18 protein-coding genes are annotated in these 23380 nt (G+C 71.5%); 9 read left to right on the top strand and 9 right to left on the bottom strand.

Features of this window, described 5'->3' with window-relative positions:
- Nucleotides 1-32: 32 nt before the first annotated feature.
- The 4 genes from OG462_RS19365 to OG462_RS19350 form a co-directional block, all read right to left on the bottom strand.
- A complete protein-coding gene (locus tag OG462_RS19365) occupies nucleotides 33-2321 on the bottom strand; it encodes an MMPL family transporter (protein WP_406059178.1) in 2289 nt (762 codons plus the stop codon).
- A 205-nt stretch (nucleotides 2322-2526) separates the two neighbouring features.
- Nucleotides 2527-3087 carry a GtrA family protein gene (locus OG462_RS19360; protein ID WP_406059176.1) on the bottom strand — a complete coding sequence of 187 codons (561 nt, stop codon included), beginning with the start codon at nucleotides 3085-3087 and terminating at the stop codon, nucleotides 2527-2529.
- A gap of 262 nt (nucleotides 3088-3349) precedes the next feature.
- Entirely contained in the window at nucleotides 3350-4186 is an 837-nt protein-coding gene (locus OG462_RS19355) for a DUF4097 family beta strand repeat-containing protein (RefSeq protein WP_406059175.1), read from the bottom strand.
- A gap of 133 nt (nucleotides 4187-4319) precedes the next feature.
- Nucleotides 4320-4856, bottom strand: coding sequence for a hypothetical protein (locus OG462_RS19350; RefSeq protein ID WP_406059173.1), 537 nt, complete (start codon nucleotides 4854-4856; stop codon nucleotides 4320-4322).
- A 737-nt stretch (nucleotides 4857-5593) separates the two neighbouring features.
- On the opposite strand from OG462_RS19350, the gene OG462_RS19345 reads away from it, so the two are divergent.
- The 4 genes from OG462_RS19345 to OG462_RS19330 all read left to right on the top strand — a co-directional run bounded on the left by OG462_RS19345 (nucleotide 5594) and on the right by OG462_RS19330 (nucleotide 10884).
- Nucleotides 5594-7837, top strand: a complete 2244-nt coding sequence (locus OG462_RS19345) for a glycoside hydrolase domain-containing protein (RefSeq protein ID WP_406059171.1) — start codon at nucleotides 5594-5596, stop codon at nucleotides 7835-7837.
- Nucleotides 7838-7855: 18 nt separating this feature from the next.
- Nucleotides 7856-8332 carry a hypothetical protein gene (locus OG462_RS19340; protein ID WP_406059169.1) on the top strand — a complete coding sequence of 159 codons (477 nt, stop codon included), beginning with the start codon at nucleotides 7856-7858 and terminating at the stop codon, nucleotides 8330-8332.
- Between the two features lie 4 nt (nucleotides 8333-8336).
- Nucleotides 8337-9104 carry a hypothetical protein gene (locus OG462_RS19335; RefSeq protein WP_406059168.1) on the top strand — a complete coding sequence of 256 codons (768 nt, stop codon included), beginning with the start codon at nucleotides 8337-8339 and terminating at the stop codon, nucleotides 9102-9104.
- A 109-nt stretch (nucleotides 9105-9213) separates the two neighbouring features.
- The gene (locus OG462_RS19330) at nucleotides 9214-10884 is read left to right on the top strand and encodes a class I adenylate-forming enzyme family protein (protein WP_406059166.1); all 1671 of its coding nucleotides are present in this window, start codon (nucleotides 9214-9216) and stop codon (nucleotides 10882-10884) included.
- A gap of 198 nt (nucleotides 10885-11082) precedes the next feature.
- Here OG462_RS19330 and OG462_RS19325 read toward each other — a convergent pair whose 3' ends face one another.
- A complete protein-coding gene (locus OG462_RS19325) occupies nucleotides 11083-12354 on the bottom strand; it encodes a M6 family metalloprotease domain-containing protein (RefSeq protein ID WP_406059164.1) in 1272 nt (423 codons plus the stop codon).
- Nucleotides 12355-12600: 246 nt separating this feature from the next.
- Between OG462_RS19325 and OG462_RS19320 the strand changes: the two genes are divergently transcribed.
- Both OG462_RS19320 and OG462_RS19315 read left to right on the top strand, forming a co-directional pair.
- Entirely contained in the window at nucleotides 12601-13302 is a 702-nt protein-coding gene (locus OG462_RS19320; RefSeq protein ID WP_406059163.1) for a TetR/AcrR family transcriptional regulator, read from the top strand.
- A gap of 113 nt (nucleotides 13303-13415) precedes the next feature.
- Nucleotides 13416-14945 carry an MFS transporter gene (locus tag OG462_RS19315; protein WP_406059161.1) on the top strand — a complete coding sequence of 510 codons (1530 nt, stop codon included), beginning with the start codon at nucleotides 13416-13418 and terminating at the stop codon, nucleotides 14943-14945.
- Nucleotides 14946-14992: 47 nt separating this feature from the next.
- On the opposite strand, the gene OG462_RS19310 is transcribed toward OG462_RS19315, so the two are convergent.
- Nucleotides 14993-15481, bottom strand: a complete 489-nt coding sequence (locus OG462_RS19310; protein ID WP_406059159.1) for a MarR family winged helix-turn-helix transcriptional regulator — start codon at nucleotides 15479-15481, stop codon at nucleotides 14993-14995.
- A gap of 141 nt (nucleotides 15482-15622) precedes the next feature.
- Between OG462_RS19310 and OG462_RS19305 the strand changes: the two genes are divergently transcribed.
- Complete coding sequence (locus tag OG462_RS19305; protein WP_406059157.1) at nucleotides 15623-16411, top strand: dioxygenase; 789 nt, start codon at nucleotides 15623-15625, stop codon at nucleotides 16409-16411.
- Between the two features lie 66 nt (nucleotides 16412-16477).
- On the opposite strand, the gene OG462_RS19300 is transcribed toward OG462_RS19305, so the two are convergent.
- Nucleotides 16478-17524 (bottom strand): questin oxidase family protein, encoded by a 1047-nt coding sequence (locus OG462_RS19300; protein ID WP_406059155.1) that lies wholly within the window; start codon nucleotides 17522-17524, stop codon nucleotides 16478-16480.
- 484 nt (nucleotides 17525-18008) lie between these two features.
- On the opposite strand from OG462_RS19300, the gene OG462_RS19295 reads away from it, so the two are divergent.
- Nucleotides 18009-19010: an RNA polymerase sigma factor RpoD/SigA gene (locus OG462_RS19295; protein ID WP_406059153.1), complete on the top strand. Its 1002-nt coding sequence runs from the start codon at nucleotides 18009-18011 to the stop codon at nucleotides 19008-19010.
- 149 nt (nucleotides 19011-19159) lie between these two features.
- Here OG462_RS19295 and OG462_RS19290 read toward each other — a convergent pair whose 3' ends face one another.
- Complete coding sequence (locus OG462_RS19290) at nucleotides 19160-20119, bottom strand: helix-turn-helix transcriptional regulator (protein WP_406066612.1); 960 nt, start codon at nucleotides 20117-20119, stop codon at nucleotides 19160-19162.
- Nucleotides 20120-20181: 62 nt separating this feature from the next.
- On the opposite strand from OG462_RS19290, the gene OG462_RS19285 reads away from it, so the two are divergent.
- Nucleotides 20182-21717, top strand: coding sequence for an MFS transporter (locus OG462_RS19285; protein ID WP_406059151.1), 1536 nt, complete (start codon nucleotides 20182-20184; stop codon nucleotides 21715-21717).
- A gap of 240 nt (nucleotides 21718-21957) precedes the next feature.
- Here OG462_RS19285 and OG462_RS19280 read toward each other — a convergent pair whose 3' ends face one another.
- Entirely contained in the window at nucleotides 21958-23331 is a 1374-nt protein-coding gene (locus OG462_RS19280; protein ID WP_406059149.1) for a hypothetical protein, read from the bottom strand.
- Nucleotides 23332-23380 lie beyond the last annotated feature (49 nt).

Raw genomic sequence — 23380 nt, 5'->3', positions numbered from 1 at the left:
GCTGCGAGGGGCTACCAGGGGTTGCCAGGGGCTCAGCCGACCAGCGTGCGGTCCCGCTGTGAGCGGGGTGTCGTCTCCGCCTGTGCGAGCTTCTCGCCCTCGACGTCCACCCGGGGCAGGATCCGGTCCAGCCACCTCGGCAGCCACCAGGCGGACTTGCCGAGCAGGGCGAAGAGCGCGGGCACGAGCGCCATGCGGACCACGAAGGCGTCGAAGAAGACCGCGATCGCGAGGGCGAAGCCGATCATCTTCACGAAGTCGTTGTCCTCCACGATGAAGCCGGAGAAGACGCTCATCATGATGACCGCGGCCGCGCTGACCACCCGGCCCCCGTAGCGGAAGCCGTCGACGACCGCTTCGGCCGGGCGTGCGCCGTGGGCGTACGACTCGCGCATCCGGCTGACCAGGAAGACCTCGTAGTCCATCGCGAGGCCGAAGACCACGCCGATCATGAAGATCGGCATCGTGCTCATGATCGGGCCCGGTGCGTCGATGCCGAAGACGTCGGCGAGCCAGCCCCACTGGAAGACCGCCACGACGGCGCCCAGGGCCGCGGCCACCGAGAGCAGGAAGCCGAGGGCCGCCTTGAGCGGGACCAGGATCGAGCGGAAGACCACCATCAGGAGCAGGAAGGCGAGGCCCACGACCAGGCCCAGGTAGGGCAGGAGTGCGTCGTCGAGGGTCTGTGAGAAGTCGATGAACATGGCCGTCTGGCCGGTCACGAGGATCCGGGACGCGGTGCTCCGCTCCAGGTCGCCGGCGGCCTCGCGGAGTGCGTGGACCAGATCCTCGGTCTTCTTCTCGGTCGGGCCGCTCTCCGGGATGACGTTGAGGATCGCGGTGTCGCCCGCCTTGTTGGCGGTGGCCGGGGAGACCGAGGCCACGCCGGGCGTCTTCGCGAGGACCTTGCCGATCTCGTCGCCGACGGTCTTGGCGTCCTTGGTGCCCTTGGTGGCATTGGCGGCGTTGGTGGCCTCGGTCTGCACGGTGACCATCAGCGGGCCGTTGAACCCGGGACCGAAGGACTCCGAGAGCAGGTCGTACGCCTTGCGCTGGGTGGTCTGCGTCGACATCTGGCCCTCGCCCGGCAGGCCGAGCTCCAGGCTCGCCGCCGGTACGGCGATCGTGCCGAGGCCGACCACGCCGACGAGCAGGACGGCCACGGGGTGCCGCAGGACGTAACCGGCCCAGCGGGAACCCAGGTTGGGCCGGGTCTTCCCGGCGAGCTTCGCCTCGTGCTTGGCGGCCCTGCGTCGCTGGCGGTCCGACAGCGGCTTGACGGCGTACCGCAGACGTCCCTTGCGGGCCATCACCTTGACCGGCGCGAGGCCGAGGAGGGCGGGGACCAGCGTGATCGCGACGAGTACGGAGACGGCGACGGTGCCGGCCGCGGCGAGGCCCATCTTGGTGAGCATCGGGATGTTCACCACGGCGAGCCCGGCGAGGGCGACGATGACCGTGAGACCGGCGAAGACGACGGCCGAGCCCGCCGTGCCGACGGCCCGTCCCGCGGCCTCCTCGGGGGTACGGCCTTCGGCCCGCTCGGCGCGGAAACGGGACACGATGAACAGCGCGTAGTCGATGCCGACCGCGAGGCCGATCATCATCGCGAGGGTCGAGGTGGTGCCGGAGAGGCCCAGCGTGGAGCCGAGGGCCGTGATGCCCGAGATGCCGATACCGACGCCGATCAGAGCGGTGATCAGCGGCATTCCGGCCGCGATCATCGAACCGAAGGTCAGAACGAGGACGATCGCGGAGACCAGGATGACGATCTGCTCGCCGGTGCCGCCCATGGCCTGCTCGATCTTCACGGCGTCACCGCCGGCCTCGACGGTCAGCCCCGCCTCGCGGGCCTGTGCGGTGGCCGCGTCGAGCGCGTCGTGCGCCTTGTCGTCGACCTCCATCGCGGGGACCTTGTACGTCACCACCATGTAGGCGGTCGTCTCGTCCTTGCTGATGCTGACGGCGGGGGTTTTGTACGGGTCGGCGACGGCCACCACCTGCGGGGACGAGGTCCCCAGCTCGGCGACGAGGCGCTCGACCACGATCCGCGTCGAGGGCGTCGTGATCTTCGCGCCCGCCGGGGCCCGGACGACGACCCGGGCGCTGGCGCCGTCGACGCTCGCGTCCGGGAACTTCTCGGTCAGCAGGTCGAAGGCCTCCTGCGACTCGGTGCCCGGCATCGAGAACGTGTCGGCGGGCGGTGGAGGCGCGGCCGAGGCGGCGAAGCCCATGCCGCCGAAGACCAGCAGCCAGAGCAGCAGCATCACCCCCCGGCGGCGAAAGGCGAGGCGGCCCAGTCTGGAAAGGAACGTAGCCACGGTGGGGCTCCCGGTGGTCGTGGTGATCAGTCGTGGTGATCAGTTGTGGTGATCAGGGGGGCGGTCATTCGGCGCAGGGCGGCAGCACGCCATGGCGCCATGGCGGCGCATGCGTGGTGCGGGGTGATTGCGCGAGAGGTGCGGGGCGGGCTTCGCCACCGCTCCGGCGCGGCTCAGGACGCGGTGGTGAGCAGTTCGCGGCGGCTCAGGACGCGGTGGTGAGCAGTTCGCGGCGGGTCGGGACCCGGTGGAGGTCGAGGGCGACCGGGGCGGGCTGCTCACGGGCGGTGGCGAAGACGTACAGGCGCAGCGCGAGGAAGCGGCCGACGCCGGCGAGGGCCGAGGCCGAGAGGTAGACGGTCTGCTCGACGGCGAGACCGGGCGCGCTCGCGAAGGCGTGCAGGACGAGCATCGCGAGGGTGGTCACGGAGAAGGCGGCGGCGGCCGTTCCGGCGGACTGCAGGTGGTGGCGGAGGCCGCAGCGCAGCAGGCCGTGCCCGGCGGGCCGGGGCCCCGACGCGAAGGTGAACCGGGCGTGCAGCTCGGTCGCGAGGATCGTCGAGACCACCGAGACCAGCGCGTTGGCGAGGGCGAACGGCAGGAAGGCGGTGAGCAGGGCGACGGCAGCGCTGGAGGTGAGGCCGACTCCGCCGCCGAATATCGCGAAGCGGACGAAGGAGGCTAAGGCGCCAGGGGTATTGGGGGTGCTGGGGGCACTGGAGGTTCCGGGCGCGCCGGTGGCGCTGGTCTGTGATCCGCGGTCCATCGGGCTCTCCGTCCCCCTCGATGCGCGCGCCGTGTCGACGCTTCGGTTCCAACTGGCCCTGACCGGGCCGACTAGGCCCTGATCGGGCCCAACTAGGCTCTGACCGGGCCGACTAGCCCGTGATCGGGCCCGACTAGGCCCTGACTGGGCCCCCTAGCCCCTGATCGGGCCCGACTAGGCCCCGACTGGGCCCGACCGGGCCTCGGTCCGGCTCGGGCTGTGCGGCGCGCCTCGCCGCGGCGCTCGTCTACGTAGCGCTCGCTTACGCGCGGCGGATGACGATGTCGCCGACGCTCGTGCGGCCGCGGACCTCGACCGTCTCCTCGGACTGGCCCGGGCCTTCCGCCGTACCCAGCTCATTGCGTACGCGCCCGGCCGTGGACCGTACGTCGAGCCAGGCCGCGGTTCCCTCGGCGATGCCGACTTCGAGGCCCCCGGCGGCGGAGTCGAGCGTGATCCGGCCGCGGACGACCTCACCGAGGCGGATGGCACCGCTGGCGGTCTTGGCGGTGACCGAGGACTCCGTACGTCCCACGCTGATGGGTCCGTTGGACGAGTTCACCTTCAGCTCGCCGGTGATCTCGCCGACCGCGGTCTCGCCGTTGAGGTTCCTGATGGTCGCCGGCCCGTCGATCCTGCCGATCCGTACGCGGCCGGAGCCGTGGATCTCCGTCTCGCCGGTCGTGCTGTCGACGAGGATGTCGCCGTGCGAGGTCTTCAGCCGTACGGTCGTGGCCTCTTCCAGCTGGATGTCGCCGGCGGCGGTGGTGAGACGGCAGACGCCGAACAGGCCCTCGCAGGTCAGCTCGCCGAGGCCCGTGGTGCAGGTCAGGTCCGAGCCGGCGGGCAGCTCGACGGTCACGTCGACCGCGCCGATCTTGCCGAAGAGCGAGCGCTTCTTGGGGCCCTTGACCAGCAGCTTTCCGCCCGAGCAGGTGACCTTGGTCTCCGCGGCGGCCTGGACGTCGAGCTTGTCGCCGGGGTCGCTCGGCGTCACTTCGACCACGGTGTCGGTGCGCTTGCCCGCGACGATCCGGGCCCGGCCGATCTCGATCTCGACGGTGGCGGAGAGGCGCTCGGGGGTTTCGAACGTAGGCATGGCTGTGCCGTCCTTTGACTGAGGAGAGGTAAGTGCTCGGGTGACGTGCCTCGGTGCGGCAGTGACGAGTGAGGTGCTGGGGGCGCCTGGGCGCTCGGGGACGGCTGGCGGACCCAGCCCGGCGGACCCAGCCCTAGCGGACCCAGCCCGTGAAGCCCTGACCGACGGCCGGGCCCAGGCCCGTCGTGCCCTTCCGGGTGCGACCCGCCGCGCTGCCGGGTTCGAGGGCGGCGGTCACGGCCCGGACGAGCCAGGCATTGACCGAGAGCCCCTCGCGGCCCGCGGCCTCCTCGACCCGGATCTTGAGCTGGGCCGGCGGCCGGAAGTTGATGCGCGAGGTGGCGCCGTCCTCTGCCTCCGCGGGGGCCGCGACCGGGGGCGGCGGGGCCGGCAGTGCGGTCTCGGCCTCCTCGAAGAGGTCGGCGGCGGGCGGTGCGGTCACCACGAACTCGGGGTTCAGACCGCGCAGCCGCAGGTCGACCGAGCCGGGCGCGAGGTCACGGGTGATCTCGTCCATCGCGTCGGACAGGGCGTTGAGGAGCGTCAGCCGGGCGGCCGACTCGAGCTGTCCGGTGAGCCGGTCGGCCAGGGCGCGCGCTTCGTCGCCGCCCGCCTGGGCGGCCACGCCGAGCTCATGGCGGAGATTGTCCACGTACGGGGTGAGGTCCATGACGCAATAGTGGCACCACCGTGGCGCCATTGCAAGTTCTCTGGCGCCACTGTGCGCCAGGGGGGCGCCATGGAGGGCCATCGTGCGCCATGAGTCGCCATGGGGTGCAGTGGAGCGCCGACGGGTCCTCGCCGCGGCGGCGCCACGCCGTCCGACGGCAGGCCGGCTGTGATCCACCGCACAGTGGCGCGTCGTCGATCCCGCATCGTTCGCGCCGGAATGAATCACTCCCCGTGTGGACGCGGCGGAGTGGAATGACTGGAAGTGGACTGCCGCTGCGGCCGTAATCGGTCGAAGTAAAGCAATGGTAAAGCAGCGCCGAGCGTCTCGTCGGTGTCTCGCCGTACGCGAGAGGGCTATCCGGTCGGGCCGAAACGCGTACCGGTACTCATTTCCTGGCCGCATGGCCGAATATCGACCTCACCCCCTTCGGTCTCGCGTCACTCCTGGTGATTCCCGCCGTCCGGGCGTGGTGTTCCCTCCGGGATAAAGATCTTTCTCGTGTCCGACCGATGAATTAGGTTCCTGGCGAGGGCCTCAGGGGGCCCTCGGTGCGGGGCGGGGTGGGGGGTTTCGGACATGCGGTCCGACGGTGATCCGGCGGACGGAATTCCGCGATCGGGGCCGTTCGGGCGTCCGCGCGCCCCCTGGTGCCGAGAGCGACCAGACGCGGCGGCCAGACGTGTGCCGGCGTCTTTTCCGTCCCCGACCTCTCCGATCGCATGGGAAGGAACTCAATGGCCGACGAGATGGTGCAGCGCGCCCAGAGATTCATCAACGTGACGTACGGGAATGGCGCCACCCTCGGTATTTCCAAGCTGGAGGAGAACGGCCGCACGGGGTGGACGGTGATGTACGCCCTCACCCGTGCCCTGCAGTACGAGATGGGCATCTCGTCCCTCTCGAACAGCTTCGGCCCGGGCACGCTCGCGGCCCTGGGGGAGAAGTACGGCAAGGTCGACGAGACCACGGTGCCGTCGGCGAACTTCTGCCGGATCATCCAGTCGGCCCTCTACTGCAAGGGCTACGACGGCGGTGACATCGACGGGACCTACAACTCCCGCGTCAAGGCCGCGGTGGCGCAGCTGAACGCCAACATGGGCGTCAGCGGCACGTACCCCGGCAGCTCCCTGTGGCCCAAGGTGATCAAGGGCCTGTTCAACATGGACGCCTACGTCACCGTCAACGACGGCTCGGACACCGTCCGGTCCATCCAGCAGTGGCTGAACGGCCGTTACGTCCTGCGCAAGGACTACTACGTCATCCCCTGCGACGGTCACCACTCCCGTGACGTCGCCAAGTCGATGCTCCTGGCCGTCCAGTACGAGCTGGGCATGGCCGACGGTGTCGCCAACGGCGCCTTCGGCCCCGGGACCCAGGCGGGCCTCAAGAGCCACACCCTGTCCACCGGTGCCTCCGGCGTGTGGGTGCAGCTCTTCACCGCCGCCATGGTGCTCAACAAGCGGCCGGTGTCCTTCTCCTCCTCGTACAGCTCCTCGCTGGCGAGCAGCGTCAGCACCTTCCAGTCGTTCATGAAGCTCGCCGCCAACGGGCAGGGCGACTTCCCCACCTGGTCGTCCCTGCTGGTCTCGTACGGCGACCAGACCCGCCAGGGCGCGGCCTGCGACGGCGTCACCAAGATCACCCCGGCCCGCGCCCAGGCCCTGAAGGCCGCCGGCTACACGATCGTCGGGCGCTACCTCTACAACCCGTCGACGACGGACCTGCCGGAGAAGGAGATCCAGCCCGGCGAGCTGGAGACCATCAAGGCGGCCGGTATGCGCTGCTTCCCGATCTACCAGACGTGGGCGCGCTCGGTCGACTACTACAGCGTCGCGCAGGGCGTCGCGGACTGTATGAACGCCGCGTTCAAGGCGGAGGAGCACGGCTTCAAGCCGGGCTCGCGCATCTACTTCGCCGTCGACTACGACGCGGTGAACGACGAGGTGAGCTCGCACATCCTGCCGTACTTCAAGAGCGTCAGGGATCAGATGAACCGGCTGGGCAGCCCGTACAGGATCGGGGTCTACGGCCCGCGCAACGCCTGCGCCCGGGTCTCCTCGGCGGGCTACGCGGAGACCAGCTTCGTCTCTGACATGTCCTCCGGTTTCTCCGGCAACCTCGGCTACGCGATGCCCGAGAACTGGGCGTTCGACCAGATCGTCACCAAGTGGGTCGGCTCCGGTGACGGCCGGATCGAGATCGACAACAACATCGTCTCCGGGCGGGACACCGGCCAGGGCGACTTCTACCCCTCGCCCGCCCAGAAGATGGACACCGGTTTCGACATCTCCCTGCGGTCCTCCCTGCAGAAGGAGATCCAGGACTACATGGACTCGATCGGCAAGCCCGGAGGCACGGGGCGCATCTACACCCTGGCGGAGTGCCTCGAAACGATCCTGGTGCACGATGCCGCGATCACCTCGGCGTCGCGCCGCTACCGCATGCGCAAGGCGCTGATCCAGACGTCCGCCTTCTGGGAGTTCTGCCACTACAGCTACAAGGACGTGGTGGAGGACGCGAGCGTCGTCATGTACCACACCGGGGTCATCCCGGACTGGGGCAAGGACCTGCCCGTCGTCAAGAACGTCGTCGACAGCAGCACCGGTATCGCCAAGATCTCCGGCCGTACGTGCATCCTGTCGAGGAACAACTCGATCCGCGCGGGGCTCCTGGAGGGCGACATCCTCGACTCGACCTCCAACAGCGACCGTTGGGCCATGTGGCAGAAGGTGAACCAGGACAACGTGTTCAACGTGAGCACCGTCCCGCACCTGCACATATGGGCGGCCGACGGAAAGGCCGGGGACCACGCGGAGACCCCGATCCGCCGGCCCGCCCTCGACTACACCGACGCCGAGATCTTCCAGGTCCTGCGCCGCTACCAGGGCTTCGGCCCCCTGGCGGAGGCGCACGCGCAGGAGCGGATGCCGCTCTACGCCATCTTCGAGAAGTACAACCGCATCGTCCGCGGGGGCTGACGGGACGTGGTCGTGGTCATGGCGTCCGACCCCTGGCGGGGGCACGACATCGGCGGGCTGTTCATCGCCCTGCTCGCCGGAGCGGCGACCCTCATGGGTCTCACCGTGTACCTGGGCTCGCGGCTCGCGCCGGACACCTTCCGCCGCTACACCCCGGCCCGGGTCTGGCGGGACGTGTCCCTGGCCGCCGTCGCCGCGGGAGCCGCCCTCTATCTGTGGGGGCTCCTCCACGTCCTCCTCACGGACGAGCAGGAGCAGGCCGAGCGGTGCGAACTGCTGCGCCCCGCCGGAGTGCCCGAACTCGTGGGTCTACGCGGGGACTTCGTCCCGCTGCGGCTCGTCTGCGAGACGCCGGACGGCCACGACTACAACGTCGTCGTTCCCGACTACATCAATCCGCTCCTCACCGTTCTGCTGCTGCTCGCGCTCGCGGGCGCCACGGCCTCCGGCCTCCTGCACCGCAGGCAGCGCACGTTCACACGGAAGAAAGGCTGAGCCGTTGAGCAACCCCGGAATCACCCGCAGACACACCCTCCTCGCCGCCGCGGGCGTCACCGCCGCCGCGAGCATCACCACCACCGGCCTCCTCGCGAGCCCGGCGGCCGCCGCGACGCCGGCCGCCGCCGCGACCCCGGCGCCCCTCAGGAACGACGCGCTGAAGGAGGCGCTCCGGCGGGCCGAAGCCCGGCGCCGCCGGCTCGACACCGGCCGCCCGTCCGCCAACGGCTGGGAGATGCAGAAGGCCGTCGACGCGGACGGCGACATCGTCACCCGCTCCGTACCCGGTACCGGCCTGGACGTCGCGGTGCGCGCGGGCGACGCCGAGGCGCTCCTCGTCCACGTCGTCCGTCGCTTCCACTACGAGGTGGACACGCTCGGCCGGGACGAGCCGGGCGTACTCGAGGGCTGGGTGGCGCCCACGGCCGTACGGGACAGCCGGCGCCCCGAGTCGAACCAGGCCTCCGGCACCGCCGTCGTCATCCGCCCGGGCTCCTATCCGGCGGGTGCGCGGGGCGCCTTCACGGCGGGCCGGCTCCTGGTCATCCGCGACATCGTCGCCGACACCGAGGGCGTGGTCCGCTGGGGCGGCGACGACCGGCGCCCCTACGAGGGCCTGTTCTACCTCGCCGTGAAGCCGGGCGACCCGCGTCTGGCGCGGGTCGCTGCCAAGATCCGCGCCTGGGACGGGACCCCGGGCACGGGTGCGGGCGTCGTCCCCGACGTGACGGAGCCCGCCCGGCGGCGCCTGGCCGCCCGCTACGTCTGAGGAGGCGGTTCCGGCTCTTGGGGGAGCCGGAACCGCACGGGGTTGACCCGATGGGGGGCGGGACATAGCGTCGCCGCGCAGAGCGAGCAGGCGCCGAGGAGGTCCCCCCGTGGTGGAAGCGCGACTGACCGCGCCCGGAGCGCCCTTCGCGGTGAGCGAAGGGGTGTACGCCTCCGGGCCGGTGCCCGCCTCCGGGCGGCCGGTGCACGCCACTGGGCCGATGTACGCCTCCGGGCCGCGGACCCTCCGGGAGTTCGTCGAGGTCGTCTGGGGCTACGGGGACCAGGTGTTCCTCGTGTCCGAGGACGGGCGGACGACCTACCGGGAGTTCTTCGACGCCGCCTGCGGGCTCGCGCGGCGGCTCGTCGGCGCGTACGGGCTGCGGCCGGGGGACCGGGCCGTGGTGGCCATGCGGAACCATCCCGAGTGGCAGGTCGCCTTCTGGGCCGCCCAGCTCGCCGGGCTCGTCGCCGTACCCCTCAACGCCTGGTGGACCGAGGACGAATTCACGTACGCCCTGGACGACTGCGCTCCCGGCGTACTCCTCGTGGACGGGGAGCGGGTCGGCCGGGTACGGGAGTGGGCCGCCCGGAACCAGGTGCCCGGGATCGTCTTCCAGGGAGAGCCCGAAGAGGGCTTCGAGGCGTACGTCCCCGACACCGATCCGCACCTCGGGCCGCCCGACGTCGACGTCCTGCCCGAGCACGACGCCACCATCATCTACACCTCCGGCACCACCGGGCGGCCCAAGGGCGCCGTCGCCACCCAGCTCGCGCAGGCCGGGGCCGCCATGAACCCGCGGTACTTCGCCGCCGCCGCGGCCCTCGCGCGCGGGGACGTGCCCGGGACGGGGCCCGCACCCGTGTCGCTGACCACGTTCCCCTTCTTCCACGTGGCCGCCTTCACCTCCTTCTACGGGGTGATGGCGGCCGGCGGCACCCTGGTCATGATGCGGAAGTGGGACGCCGGCCGGGCCCTCGACCTGATCCGGGAGCACCGCGTCACCCACTACGCGGGCGTCCCCACCACCGCCCTCCAGCTGCTCGACCTCGCCCGCGCCACCGGCGACCCGCTCGAAAGCCTGACCCTGCTCAGCACCGGCGGCGCCGCAGCCCCGCCCGGCATCGTCGACGGGATCACCGCCGGATACGGGGAGCGGCTCGAACCCCGCAACGGCTACGGGCTCACCGAGACCAGCGGCGGGGTCCTGTCCAACGTCGGCGCCGAGTACCGCGCCCACCCCGGCAGCGTCGGCCGCCCGACGCCCGTCACCGAGGTGCGGATCGACCGTCCCGACGCCGAGGGCGTCGGCGAGCTGTGGCTGCGCGGGCAGTCCCTCGTCCGTGGTTACTGGGGCGACGAGGAGGCGACCCGCGCCGCGTTCTCCGAGGACGGGTGGTTCCGGACCGGGGACCTCGCGCGCGTGGACGCGGACGGGCGGGTCAGCATCGTCGACCGGCTCACCGACATGGTGATCCGGGGCGGCGAGAACGTGTACTGCGTCGAGGTCGAGGGCGTGCTGCAGCAGCACCCGGACGTCGTCGACGCCGCCGTCCTGGGCGTACCGCACCCGCTCCTGGGCGAGGAGGTCGCGGCCGTCGTCCGGCTGCGGCCCGGCGCCGCCGTCGGCGCCGACGAGCTGCGCGCCCACGTGGGCGCGCGCCTCGCCGGCTTCAAGGTGCCCGCGCATGTCCTCGTACGCGAGGAGGAACTGCCCCGGAACCCGACCGGGAAGCTCCTCAAGCGGGAGCTGCGGGGCAGCCTGTTCGGCGGCGGGTGAGGCGTCGGCGGCCGGTCGCCCGCCCCGCCCCGTCAGCGTCGCCCGCCCCGCCCCGCCCCGTCGTGGCGACCAGCCCCGCCGGCGGCGAGCAGCTCCGTCGGCATCGGTTGCCCGACCAGTCCCACCGGCGGCGACCAGTCCCACCAGCGGCGAGCGGCCCCGCCGGCGGCGAGCATCCCGTCAGCGGCGAGCGGCTCCTCAGCTGCGCGTGATCCGGACCCGGTACGTGCCGCCCTCGTCCTCGTCGAGCACGCTGATCCGTATGCCGTTGACGCGGTCCGTGAACGTTTCGCCGGCGCGGTACGGCGCGTCCGACAGTTCCGCGTGGACGTTCGCGCGCCGCGTGCAGCCGCCGCTCGCGTGCTCGCTGTCGGAGACGGTCACCGGGCCGTGGCCGGTGTCGACGTCGGACTCCACCCGGTAGACCAGGACGCCCGGTTCGCAGACCGCCTCGTCGTTGCCGTCCTTGCTGCGGACCTCGACCGCGTACCCCGACGTGTCGGAGAGCGGGACGAACGCGAGCTTGGGGCCGCCCGCGACCGCCAGCGGGGTGAGCGTGTAGTCGCCGGTGCCGGGGCCGGACGCGCACCCGACCTGGTCGTTGTCGAGCCAGCCCAGCTTCCACTTGTGCCAGCCGAGCAGGTCGTTGTTGGCTCCCCAGTCCTCGGACATGATGTCCCAGTGCCCGACGGTCCCGCCGCCGTCCGAGGTGTACAGATCGGGCAGGCCGAAGACGTGCCCGTTCTCGTGCGGAAGGACCCGGTAGCCGGTCTCCGCGAAGTTTCCGGAGCCGTCGTCCTGACGGCTGTAGACGAAGGACGTGTTGGCGAGCGGCACACCGTCCGCGTACGGGGCGTCGTCGTTTCCGGAGAAGGTCACGGAGAGGACGGTGTCCAGGGCGGAGGGCCCGGCGTTCGGTGTGACGAGGACGTTGACCAGGTCGTACGCGCTGAAGTCCACCTTCGGGTCGGCCGTTTTCACGATGTCCTCGACGAGGGAGCGGTAGCCCGGTTCGTACGGTGAGCCGCGCTCGATCCCGTACGCCGAGAACGCCTTGGGCATCCGCAGCCAGTCGGGTATCGGAGCCTCGGCCTGGTAGTGCAGCCGCCCGTACGAACTGGTGCGGAACCACTCGGCGGTCTGCGGGAAGAACTCACGGAAGCGTCCCATCGCCGTGCCGTCGCCGGGGGCGTCGGGGAAGTCGACCATCAGGTTCAGGGCCCTGACCTGGCCCGTGGAGCGCACGTACCCGGGGGCCGTGGGCAGCCCCTCCGACATCTGCACGCCCATCGTGGTGGCGATGCGGCACGGCCCCAGCTGGGCGCCACCGGGCGCGGCGGCCACCGGGCCGGCCGAGGCCGGGGCGGGCCCCGGGAGGGTGGTGCTCGCGGAGGCGAGCAGCGTGAGGGAGAGCGCCGTGGTCGCGGCCAGGGCGACGGGTCTGCGTATCCGTCGTCGGGGGTGCTGCATACGGGCGCCTCTCCGGTGGGGGCAGGTCGGCGGCGCGGCCCCCTCCGGTCATCGCGGGGCCGCGCTGTGCGATCACTCTGTGACGAGTGCTTCCGGCGCGCGCGCCGGGTGGCCCGATCGTGGGTATTCCGGGAGAGACAGGGGATGTGACCCAGGTCACAGCCTTGCGGGGAAATAACCGGGGACTGGGTCCCCGTTTATGACTGTGTTCAGCGAAGTGGGGAGTCCTTCCCCGGATGCCCCCGAATGACTCTCAGAGGAGGTCGTGGCGTGACCAGCACCGTCGCCGATTCCGCGCCCGCCCGCCGCGTACCCCGCCCGCGGGCCGACGCCCTGCGCAACCGCGAGCGGATCGTGACGGCGGCCCGCGAGATGTTCGTCGAGTTCGGACCCCAGGTGCCGTACGACGAGATCGCGCGCCGGGCCGGCGTCGGGAACGCCACGCTCTACCGGAACTTCCCCGAGCGCGCCGACCTCGTCCGCGAGGTCGTCCTCTCGATCATGGCCCGCATCACCGAACTCGCCGAACGGGCCATGGAAGAGGAGGGCGACACCTTCGCCGCGCTCCGGCGCTTCACCCACGGCGCCGCCGAGGAACGCATCGGCGCCCTGTGCCCGATGCTCGACGGGGCCTTCGACCAGGACCACCCCGACCTCACGGTCGAGCGGGAACGCGTGGAGGAAGCCGTCCAGTCGCTCGTCGACCGCGCCCAGCAGGCCGGCCGGCTCCGCTCCGACGTCGGTGTCGGAGACCTGATGGTGGCGGTGTCGCAGCTGACCCGCCCGCTGCCGGGCACCGCCTGCGGCACCCACTTCGACCAGTTCGTCCACCGCCACCTGCAGCTGTTCCTCGACGGCCTGGAAGCGCCCGCGCGCTCCGAGCTGCCCGGGACGGCCGTGACTCTGGAGGATCTGAGGCGCGACTCCTGCCCGCGAGCGACGTCGTGAAAGCCATGACATTCGTGATGAATTACGCGGGAGTTCACCCACACCTGCTTACGTAATCCGCACTCCCCTTACGTCCTTTTCTCACCAGTACGCGCCAAGAGGTGGCTACCCCCATGCCGAAAGTCCCCGACAACACCGTGACGCACCCCGACCCGGGCCGCTGGAAAGCGCTCGTCTTCATCGCCCTCGCCCAGCTGATGGTCGTGCTCGACGCGACGATCGTGAACATCGCGCTGCCCTCCGCCCAGCAGGACCTCGGGATATCGGACGGCAACCGGCAGTGGGTCATCACCGCCTACGCCCTCGCCTTCGGCGGTCTGCTCCTCTTCGGCGGCCGCATCGCCGACCTGTGGGGCCGCAAGCGCACCTTCGTCGTCGGCCTGATCGGCTTCGCCCTCGCCTCCGCCCTCGGCGGGGCCGCGACCGGCGAGGCCATGATGCTCGGTGCCCGCGCGCTCCAGGGCGCCTTCGGCGCGCTCCTCGCGCCCGCCGCGCTCTCGCTGCTCGCCGTGACCTTCACCGACGCCAAGGAGCGCGCGAAGGCCTTCGGCATCTACGGCGCGATCGCCGGTGGTGGCGGCGCCGTGGGCCTGATCCTCGGCGGTTTCCTCACCGAGTACCTGAACTGGCGCTGGACCTTCTTCGTCAACATCCCGTTCGCGATCGTCGCCGCCGTCGGCGCGTACCTCGTGATCCGTGAGCCCGCGGGCAGCCGCAACCGCTCCACGCTCGACATCCCCGGCGTGATCCTGTCCACCCTGGGTCTGGTCTCGCTCGTGTACGGCTTCACCCGCGCCGAGTCCCAGGGTTGGAGCGACGCCGGAACGATCGGCCTCTTCGTCGGCTCCGCCGTGCTGCTCGCCGCCTTCGTGCTCACCGAGGCGAAGGTGAAGTCCCCGCTGCTGCCGCTGCGCGTCCTGACCGACCGCAACCGCGGCGGTGTCTACCTGTCGCTGGGTCTCGCCGTCATCGCGATGTTCGGCCTCTTCCTCTTCCTGACCTACTACCTGCAGGTCGTGAAGGGCTACTCGCCGGTCATGACGGGCTTCGCGTTCCTCCCGATGATCGCGGGCATGATCATCGGCTCGACGCAGATCGGTACGCGGCTGATGACCCGGGTCCCGCCGCGGCTGCTCATGGCCCCGGGCTTCCTGACCGCCGGTGTCGGCATGCTGCTGCTCACCCAGCTGGAGATCGGCACCTCGTACGCCGGTCTGATCCTGCCGGCGCAGCTGCTGCTCGGTCTGGGCATGGGTACGGCGTTCATGCCGGCCATGTCGCTCGCCACGCACGGCGTGGACCCGCGGGACGCCGGTGTGGCCTCCGCGATGGTCAACACCTCGCAGCAGGTCGGCGGCGCCATCGGTACGGCCCTGCTGAACACGATCGCCGCCTCGGCGACCACCGCGTACCTCACGGACAACGCGGCGGGCGCGACCACTCCGGCCGCCCAGAAGCTGCTGCAGCTCCAGGGCATGGTCGAGGGCTACACCGCGGCCATCTGGTGGGCGGTCGGCATCCTGGTCGCCTCGGCCACGATCGCCTTCGTCCTGATCAACACCGGGAAGCCGGACACCGGGGCCGTCGTCGGCTCCGGCGAGGGCGCGGACGACGAGCTGAAGGTGCCGGTCATCGCGCACTGATCCACGGATCGCTCTTCCGGTACTCCCTGCCCTGGTTCCGCTGCTGCTCAGCGGAGCCAGGGCAGGTCCGCGTCCGCGTCCGTGGGTTCGAGGCCCTCGGCCATGACGCGCATGATCGCCCCGAGCTGTTCCACCTGCTCGGGCGCGAGCCGGTCGAAGAGGGCCTGGCGTACGGCCGACACGTGGCCTGGGGCGTTCTGCCGGAGGACCTCCACCCCCTCCTCCGTCAGCTGGGCGAACTGGCCGCGCTTGTCGGAGGGGCAGTTCTCCCGCCGTACCCAGCCGTTCTTCTCCAGGCGGGCGATCGCGTGGGAGAGGCGCGAGCGGGTGATCTTGGCGCTCTTGGCCAGCTCGGTCATCCGCAGCCGGCGGCGCGGGGCCTGGGAGAGCTGGACGAGCAGTCCGTAGTAGATGTGCGGCATTCCGGCGTCGCGCTGCAGCTGGCGGTCGAGGTGGTCCTCGAGGAGCGTGGTGGCGTGCAGGTACGCGCGCCAGACGTGCTGCTCCTCGTCGGTGAGCCAGCGGGGTTCGGTCATGTCTCCCATGATGCCCAATCGTACGACTCGTTCTTGAAAGTTGAACTACATAGGTCTACGGTGTACGCGGAACGCTTGAAGTTTCAAGAATCAGCCCGCGCACCAGTTCACTGACTACGTCGGAAACCGGAGGTGGTCGCCATGGACGCCACGCTCGAACGGATGCCCGCCCTCTACCTGTCCCACGGCGCCCCGCCGCTCGCCGACGACCCCGTCTGGCCCGGTGAACTCGCCGCCTGGTCCGCGGACCTCCCGCGCCCCAAGGCCATCCTGATGGTCTCCGCGCACTGGGAAGAGGCGCCGCTGGCCCTCGGCGCCACCGAGACCGTCCCCCTCGTCCATGACTTCTGGGGCTTCCCCGAGCACTACTACCGCGTCCAATACGCGGCCCCCGGCGCGCCGCAGCTCGCCGAGGCCGTCCGCGCGCTGCTCCGCTCGCCCGGCACGCCCGTGCAGGACATCCCCGACCGGGGCCTCGACCACGGCGCGTACGTGCCGCTCGTCGAGATGTTCCCGAGTGCCGACATCCCCGTACTCCAGATCTCCATGCCCACCCTCGACCCGCGCCGCCTCATGGACATCGGGCGCAGGCTCGCCCCGCTCCGCGACGAGGGCGTCCTGATCGTGGGCAGCGGCTTCTTCACCCACAACCTGGCCGCCCTCCGCCACACCGGCGGCGGGGTGCCGGGCTGGTCGGCCGAGTTCGACGCCTGGGGACACGAGGCCCTCGCCGCCCGCGACGTCGACGCGCTCCTCGACTTCGAGCACAAGTCGCCGGCCGGACGCCTCGCCCACCCGCGTACGGAGCACTTCGCCCCGCTGTTCGTCACGATGGGCGCGGCGGACGCGGCGGGCGACCTCGACGCGGAGCGGTCGGTGATCGACGGGTTCTGGATGGGGCTCGCCAAGCGTTCGGTGCAATTCGGGTAGTCCGCCTCGGGTGGTCTGCTCGGGGTGGTCTGCTCGGGGTGGTCCGCTCGGGTAGTCCGCCGGGGGCTAGAACACCGGCGGGTTCAGTTCGATCGAGCGCGTCGCGGCGGCGAGGGCGAGCGGGTCGCCGACGTCGAGCGCCGTGTCGGTGAACTTGATCGTGTGGTCGCCGCCGTGCGCCGCCGCCCGCTCGAAGACCTCCTCGGCCGTGAGGGTGGTCGGCGTGTACGCGGCGGGCTCCGGCGGGGCGTACGCGGCGGTCACCGCGGCCGCCGCCGCCCAGGCCGCCGCCAGACTCGGTGCCCACAGCTCGCGGGGGAGCGCGGGCAGGGCGCGCAGGACCGCGTTGGGCGCGGTCGCCGTGTGGACCAGCATGATCGGCTCGCCGTGGCCGTGGGTCGCGTACCGGTGCGTGGCCGCCGTGACCAGCTCGACGAGCCGGTCCCTCGCCGTGTCGTGGTCCGGGGCCGCACCCCAGACCGGGAACGCCGTCAGCTGCGCGAGCCGGTCCCGGATCCCGCCGTCCTGCACCGGAACCGGCGGTACGGCGTCGAGCGCGGCTGCCGCCGTCGGCGCCGCGGCCAGCGTGGTGAGGGGCGGCAGCACCTGGCTGCGGGCCGCCCAGTAGCCGAGCGCGTGCGCCAGCTCGGCGCGACGGGGGGCGGTCGCTCCCCCGTCCCCGGACGCCAGGAGCGTCCGTACGGCATGACCGGTACGGATCACGGGATGCGTCGCCGAGGCCGCGATCCCCGGCAGCAGCCGGGGCCACCACTCGGCGAGGACCTCCCGCCAGGGGCGCTCGTCGAGCTCGCGCCCGAAGAAGCGGGTCCAGTCGGTGATCCGGGTCGGGTCGCCGAGCGCCTCGCGCCAGCCGTCGGCGGTGACCGGGCGGGACGGGGGCGGCAGCTCCTCCAGCTTGTGCGCGTAGTGGTCCAGCCAGCGGTGCACGGTCGAGGCCTGGCCGTTGCGGACCAGGGCCTCGACGGCCATCGGCGCGTGGTTGGTGAGCCAGCCGTTGCGCTCGGGGCCTGTGGTGTGGAGGCGTTCGAGGGCTTCGTCGAGGGTGCCGGAGGCGTCGGTGCGGATTGCGTCGGTGCCGGATGCGTCGCTCATGGGGCGACGCTAGGGCGGGGGAGGGGCGGGGCGTAACGGGCTCGGGACCTAGTCCGGGAGGAGGCTCGGGACCTAGTCCGGGAGGCCGAGAGGGCTCCGCCTCCCGGTGGGCAACACCTGAAGGTCGAGAGGGCTCCGTCCCCGGGTGGGCAACGCCCGGAGGTCGAGAGGGCTCCGTCCCCGGGTGGGCAACCCGATGGCCCGTCCATGCGTCTTGAGGGATGGCGCCGCATGTGATCGCGGTCTCACCGACAGTGTGGTCGTGGGACCCGCGAGCGGCGCCGAATCACCCTCCGTGCCCGGTCTGACCTGCACCTCCGTGGGTTCCCGAGGGATGCCCGCAGGGGCGGCGGCCGCGCAGGATACTGCATGATCGCGAAAATCCATGTGCCGGGTGGGAATTCTGTCCTGATTCCAGTCGTTGTTTCCGTCGGATGCAGGGCACCCGAAAAGGTGTCGCGACCTACTCAGCAAGGGAGCACGCATGGCAACCCGTGCCGTCGCCCGTCGTCAGACCTCCGCCAAGAGCGGGGCCGCACGGGCCAGCAGCGTTCGCGCCGTGGGCGGGGAGATCGCCGACCGCGACCTGGTCGGCATGTACCTCGACGAGATCGCGCGTACACCCCTGCTCGACGCCGCCAAGGAGGTCGAGCTCTCCCAGACGATCGAGGCCGGGGTGTACGCCCGGCAGATACTCGACGGAGAGGTGGAGTCCGAGGCCGGCGGCGCGTCCCGCGAGGAGCTCGAAGCGCTCTACGAGGCGGGCGAGCGTGCCAAGGACCTCTTCATCAAGTCCAACCTGCGGCTCGTGGTGGCCGTCGCCCGGCGCTACCCGCGCAGTGGACTGCCGCTGCTCGACCTGATCCAGGAAGGGAACGCGGGCCTGGTGCGCGCGGTCGAGAAGTTCGACTACGCGAAGGGCTTCAAGTTCTCCACGTACGCGACGTGGTGGATCCGCCAGGCCATCACCCGGTCCATCGCCGACCAGTCCCGCACGATCCGGCTCCCCGTCCACCTGGTGGAGGAGCTCGGCCGGATCCGTCGGGTGCAGCGCGAGTTCAACCGGGAGCACGGCCGTGAGCCGGAGCCGACGGAGATCGCGGCCGAGCTGGACACGAAGCCCGAGCGGGTCGTCGACGTGCTCGACTGGGCGCGTGACCCGGTCTCGCTGAACATGTCGGTGGACGACCAGGGCGAGACGCAGTTCGGCGACCTCTTGGAGGACACCTCGGCGGTCTCGCCGGAGCAGTCGGTGCTCACGCTGCTGCGCAGCGAGGAGCTCGACGACCTCATCGACAAGCTCGACCACCGGACGGCATCGATCATCCGCATGCGGTACGGGATCGAGGACGGGCGCGAGCGGACGCTGACGGAGGTCGGCAAGCAGCACGGTCTCACGCGCGAGCGGATCCGCCAGATCGAGAAGCACGCGCTGCTGGAACTGAAGAAGATGGCCCACGACACGGGCTTCGACGCGGTGGCCTAGAGCGGCCGGCGGCCGGATCGTGCGGCGGCCGGTCGGCCGGGTCGGCCGGGTCGTGCGGGTCGGCCGGGTCGTGCGGGTCAGGGTCGTGCGGGGGCCGGGGCAAGTCCCCGGCCCCCGGCCCTTCGGCGTGCCGCGCGGCGGCGACTCCCTCAGCCGTGTGTCGCCGCCGCCAGTCTCGTCGCCAGGTCCTCCACGTACGTGAGCAGCGGCGCCGGGCTCCGGATCGTGAAGGGGGCGTCCACCAGGGCCAGGCGGATGGCCAGCCATTCGACGGAGTCCGTCGAGCGGGTGCGGAGACGGCAGGTCGCCGGGCCCGTCGCGGTCGGGACCAGGTGGGAGGGGAGCCGCGCCGTGACGAAGTCGGCGGGTGCCTCGAAGGTGACGTCCAGGTCGATCTCCGGCTGCGCCCGCGACATGGAGCGCACCAGGAGCTGCGCCGCGTCGCCCGCCGGCAGCTCGCGGGGCGTGAAGCGGGCTCCCGTGGCGAGCGGATCGCTGACCCGGTCCACCCGGAACGTGCGCCAGTCCTCCCGCCCGAGGTCGTACGCCACGAGGTACCAGCGGCGCCCGGTGGAGACGAGCCGGTAGGGCTCGACCAGGCGCTTCGACTCGGCCCCGTCGCCCGCCCGGTAGCCGAAGCGGAGCTTCTCGCGGCCGGTGACCGTGCCCGCCAGGGCGGTCAGGGTGGCGGGGGTGACCGTCGCGCCGTCGCCCCGCGTCAGCGGGATCGTCGCGTTCTGGAGGGTCGAGACCCGGTGCCGCAGCCGCGCCGGCAGGACCTGCTCCAGCTTCGCCAGGGCCCGTACCGACGCCTCCTCGACGCCCTCGATCGCGTGCCCCGCCCCCGCCCGCAGCCCGACCGCGATGGCGACGGCCTCCTCGTCGTCCAGGAGCAGCGGCGGCATGGCCGTACCGGCGACGAGCCGGTAGCCGCCGACCGCGCCGAGCGTCGCCTCGACGGGATAGCCGAGGTCACGGAGCCGGTCGATGTCCCGGCGGATGGTGCGCGGGGAGACCGAGAGCCGTTCGGCGAGCTCGCTTCCGGGCCACTCGCGCGGGGTCTGAAGGAGCGAGAGCAGATTCAGGAGTCGTACCGGGGTGTCCGTCATACGTTTCAGAATGAGGGTCATCTAGGCCATCATTTGACCTAGATGGCCTTTATCTTCTCCGTATGAGTGCACACGAAGCCGACGCCGTCACGGACGCGGCCCCCACCGACACGTCCGACAAACGACGCTGGATAGCCCTGGCCATCGTCATGACGGCCGCCTTCATGGACCTGGTCGACGCCACGATCGTCAACATCGCGATCCCCAGCATCGAGCGGGACCTCGGTGCCTCCTTCGGGGCCATCCAGTGGATCACCGCGGGGTATGCGCTCGCGTTCGCCGCCGGACTGATCACCGGCGGACGCCTCGGTGACATCTACGGCCGCAAGCGGCTCTTCCTCCTCGGCACGGCGGGCTTCACGCTCGCCTCCGCGCTCTGCGGCTTCGCGGCCAACCAGGAGATGCTGGTCGGCTCCCGCCTCCTCCAGGGCGCCGCGGCCGCGATGATGGTGCCGCAGGTCCTGTCGATCATCCACGTCACCTTCCCGGCGCACGAGCGCGGCAAGGTCTTCGGGATGTTCGGCGCGATCATCGGTCTGGGCGCGGTCTCCGGCCCGCTGCTCGGCGCGCTGCTCACGCAGTGGAACATCGCGGGCCTGGAGTGGCGCCCGATCTTCCTCATCAACCTGCCGGTCGGCATCGCGGGCCTGCTCCTGGGCCGCAAGTTCATCACCGAGTCGAAGGCCCCGAAGGCGCTCCGCCTCGACATGGTCGGCGTCCTCCTGGTGACGGCCGCGCTGCTGATGCTGATCTACCCGCTGACGCGCGGCCGCGAGCTGGACTGGCCGCTGTGGGGCCACCTGATGATGGCCGGCAGCCTGGTCGTCTTCGGCGCGCTCGTCGCGTACGAGAAGTACAAGACGAAGAAGGACGGCTCGCCGCTCGTCGAGCTGTCGCTGTTCAAGGTGAAGAGCTTCGCGGCGGGTATCGCGGTGCAGCTGACCTTCGGTGTCGTGATGGGCATCTTCTTCCTGGTCTGGACGCTGTACATGCAGATGGGCCTCGGCTGGAGCCCGCTGCGGGCGGGGGTGACCGGTGTGCCGTTCTCCATCGCGGTGTCGACGGCCGCCGGTCTCTCGGTGCAGAAGCTGGTCCCGCGCTTCGGCCGGAAGGTGCTCCAGACGGGTGCGCTGACGATGATCGCGGGCGTGCTGCTCTACCTCTTCGAGGCGGGCCGGTACGGGACGGACATCGAGTCGTGGCAGATGATTCCGCCGCTGGTGGTCATGGGTCTCGGCATGGGTCTGATCGTGGCGCCGCTGACGGACGCGGTCCTGTCGGACGTGCCGAAGGAGCACGCGGGATCGGCCTCGGGCCTGATCAACACGACGGGCCAGATGGGCAACGCGCTCGGGCTCGGCCTGGTGTCGGTGGTCTTCTTCGGCGTGATCGACGGCAAGCCCGCCCCGAAGTCTCAGGCCGAGGCGGGGGCGGCGTTCGCGGACGCCTTCCAGAACGCGATGGGCTGGGTCGCGGGCGTGCTCGCCGTGATCTTCCTGGTGATGTTCGCGCTTCCGTCGAAGCCGAAGCAGCACCTGGAGGCCGGCGGTGACGACGACGGCGTCGTGATCGAGAAGGAAGCGGCGCTCACGCACTGAGCACGGCTGTGGCAGGGGCCCTGGTCCCGGGATTCGTCCCGGGGGCGGGGCCCTTCGTCGCCGCGTGATCCTCCTCAAGGGCCTGCGGCAGCCCGCACCGGAGACGGCGTCGGACAGCGAACAGGCCCCGTCCGAGACCGGGGTGGCCGTGGCGGCCTGACCCGGTCCCGGCGCGGGGCCGGTCGCGAGGGGCGGTGCGGTATCGGCGAACGCACCGCCCCTCGGTTCTTCACCGATCCGTCAGGGGCGCTTCAGAGTCCGCGGGAGGCGGTTCGGCTGGCCGCTGAAGGCCAGATCGCCCTTGAATTCCTTCCCTCGGGCGGATCGCAGTGCCGGGGGCGTCTGCACAGTCCAGGGTTCGATCCAGTCGAAGTTCCCTCCGTTGACGTCACCGTGTGTCTGATACACGGTCCCGTCCGTGGTCACCACCTTGATCCAGGCGTCATTGCCCTGGTCCGAGAGGGAGATGCCGCAGGCGTTGGCGGGGTAGTTCGAAGGCCGGCCATCGGGCAGGACGTCGGTCAGGTCGGTCCAGGTGATGAGGCCGCCCGGGGTCGTCGCCAGACCGGCGTACGCCTTGCCGTTGATGAGAGCAGCGCTGAACTCCTCGGTGTTCGAGGGGGCGAAGCTGTCGATCTCGTAGCAGGAGGACGGGCCGGTGGCTCCGGTCGCACCCGTCGCTCCGGTGGCGCCCGTGGCTCCGGTGGCGCCCGTGGCTCCGGTGGCGCCGGTGGCGCCGGTCGCGCCTGTGGCGCCCGTGGCTCCGTCGGCGCCGGTCGCACCAGTGGCTCCGGTGGCGCCGGTCGCGCCTGTGGCGCCCGTGGCTCCGTCGGCGCCGGTCGCACCAGTGGCTCCTGTGGCGCCCGTGGCTCCGTCGGCGCCAGTGGCACCGGTCGCGCCTGTGGCTCCGGTGGCTCCGTCAGCGCCGGTCGCTCCGGTCGCTCCGGTCGCTCCGGTCGCGCCTGTGGCTCCGGTGGCTCCGTCAGCGCCGGTGGCTCCGTCAGCGCCGGTCGCTCCGTCAGCGCCGGTCGCTCCGGTCGCGCCGGTGGCTCCGTCGGCACCCGTCGCGCCCGTGGCTCCGTCAGCGCCGGTCGCGCCAGTGGCGCCCGTCGCTCCGGTCGCACCCGTCGCACCCGTCGTGCCCTTGGGGCCCACGTGACCCTTCGGTCCCGTCGGTCCCGTCGGGCCCGTGTCGCCCTTCGGGCCCTTGGGGCCGGTCGGTCCCGTCGGGCCCCTGTCGCCCTTCGGGCCCTTCTTGCAGTCGCCGCTCGGCGTCTCCGACGCCTGGTCGACGGCCCGGGGTTCGTCGACCAGGCGTCCGACCTCCTGGTCCAGGTACTCCTGGAGCGCGGCGGAATCCGGCCCGCCCTGCTCGTCGTGCTGCTGCGGGCCGGCCTGCTCCTGCGTGGACCTGGGCTTGCAGTCGCCTGCCGGGTCGGAGGCGGTCGTGCCCGCCGGGGCACCCGCCGCCGGCGCGGCCCATGCCGACGCCGTGGGTGCGAGGCCCGTGAGGACGAGTGCGACCGAGGCCAGCGCACCGCCGCCCACCCAGACGCGCCGCCGGGGCAGCGGGCCGAGCTTGGACCTGGACAGAGTCCTGGGATCAGGACGCATGCATGCTCCTTTTCTCCGCCGGCTTGGGGCGCCGGCGCCACGATGTGGG

This window comes from Streptomyces sp. NBC_01077 (assembly GCF_045162855.1).
Taxonomy (GTDB): Bacteria; Actinomycetota; Actinomycetes; order Streptomycetales; family Streptomycetaceae; genus Streptomyces.
Note: the sequence above shows the minus strand (reverse complement) of the source record. Positions and strands in the feature narration are given on the sequence as shown.

What these genes read in the sequence shown, in the direction of transcription:
- OG462_RS19285 (WP_406059151.1), top strand. Translation starts at nt 20,182, where the DNA reads ATGAGTGCACACGAAGCCGACGCCGTCACGGACGCGGCCCCCACCGAC.
- OG462_RS19320 (WP_406059163.1), top strand. Translation starts at nt 12,601, where the DNA reads ATGACTCTCAGAGGAGGTCGTGGCGTGACCAGCACCGTCGCCGATTCC.
- OG462_RS19310 (WP_406059159.1), bottom strand. Translation starts at nt 15,481, where the DNA reads ATGACCGAACCCCGCTGGCTCACCGACGAGGAGCAGCACGTCTGGCGC.
- OG462_RS19355 (WP_406059175.1), bottom strand. Translation starts at nt 4,186, where the DNA reads ATGCCTACGTTCGAAACCCCCGAGCGCCTCTCCGCCACCGTCGAGATC.
- OG462_RS19345 (WP_406059171.1), top strand. Translation starts at nt 5,594, where the DNA reads ATGGCCGACGAGATGGTGCAGCGCGCCCAGAGATTCATCAACGTGACG.
- OG462_RS19340 (WP_406059169.1), top strand. Translation starts at nt 7,856, where the DNA reads ATGGCGTCCGACCCCTGGCGGGGGCACGACATCGGCGGGCTGTTCATC.
- OG462_RS19305 (WP_406059157.1), top strand. Translation starts at nt 15,623, where the DNA reads ATGGACGCCACGCTCGAACGGATGCCCGCCCTCTACCTGTCCCACGGC.
- OG462_RS19315 (WP_406059161.1), top strand. Translation starts at nt 13,416, where the DNA reads ATGCCGAAAGTCCCCGACAACACCGTGACGCACCCCGACCCGGGCCGC.
- OG462_RS19290 (WP_406066612.1), bottom strand. Translation starts at nt 20,119, where the DNA reads ATGACGGACACCCCGGTACGACTCCTGAATCTGCTCTCGCTCCTTCAG.
- OG462_RS19280 (WP_406059149.1), bottom strand. Translation starts at nt 23,331, where the DNA reads ATGCGTCCTGATCCCAGGACTCTGTCCAGGTCCAAGCTCGGCCCGCTG.
- OG462_RS19325 (WP_406059164.1), bottom strand. Translation starts at nt 12,354, where the DNA reads ATGCAGCACCCCCGACGACGGATACGCAGACCCGTCGCCCTGGCCGCG.
- OG462_RS19300 (WP_406059155.1), bottom strand. Translation starts at nt 17,524, where the DNA reads ATGAGCGACGCATCCGGCACCGACGCAATCCGCACCGACGCCTCCGGC.
- OG462_RS19360 (WP_406059176.1), bottom strand. Translation starts at nt 3,087, where the DNA reads ATGGACCGCGGATCACAGACCAGCGCCACCGGCGCGCCCGGAACCTCC.
- OG462_RS19295 (WP_406059153.1), top strand. Translation starts at nt 18,009, where the DNA reads ATGGCAACCCGTGCCGTCGCCCGTCGTCAGACCTCCGCCAAGAGCGGG.
- OG462_RS19350 (WP_406059173.1), bottom strand. Translation starts at nt 4,856, where the DNA reads ATGGACCTCACCCCGTACGTGGACAATCTCCGCCATGAGCTCGGCGTG.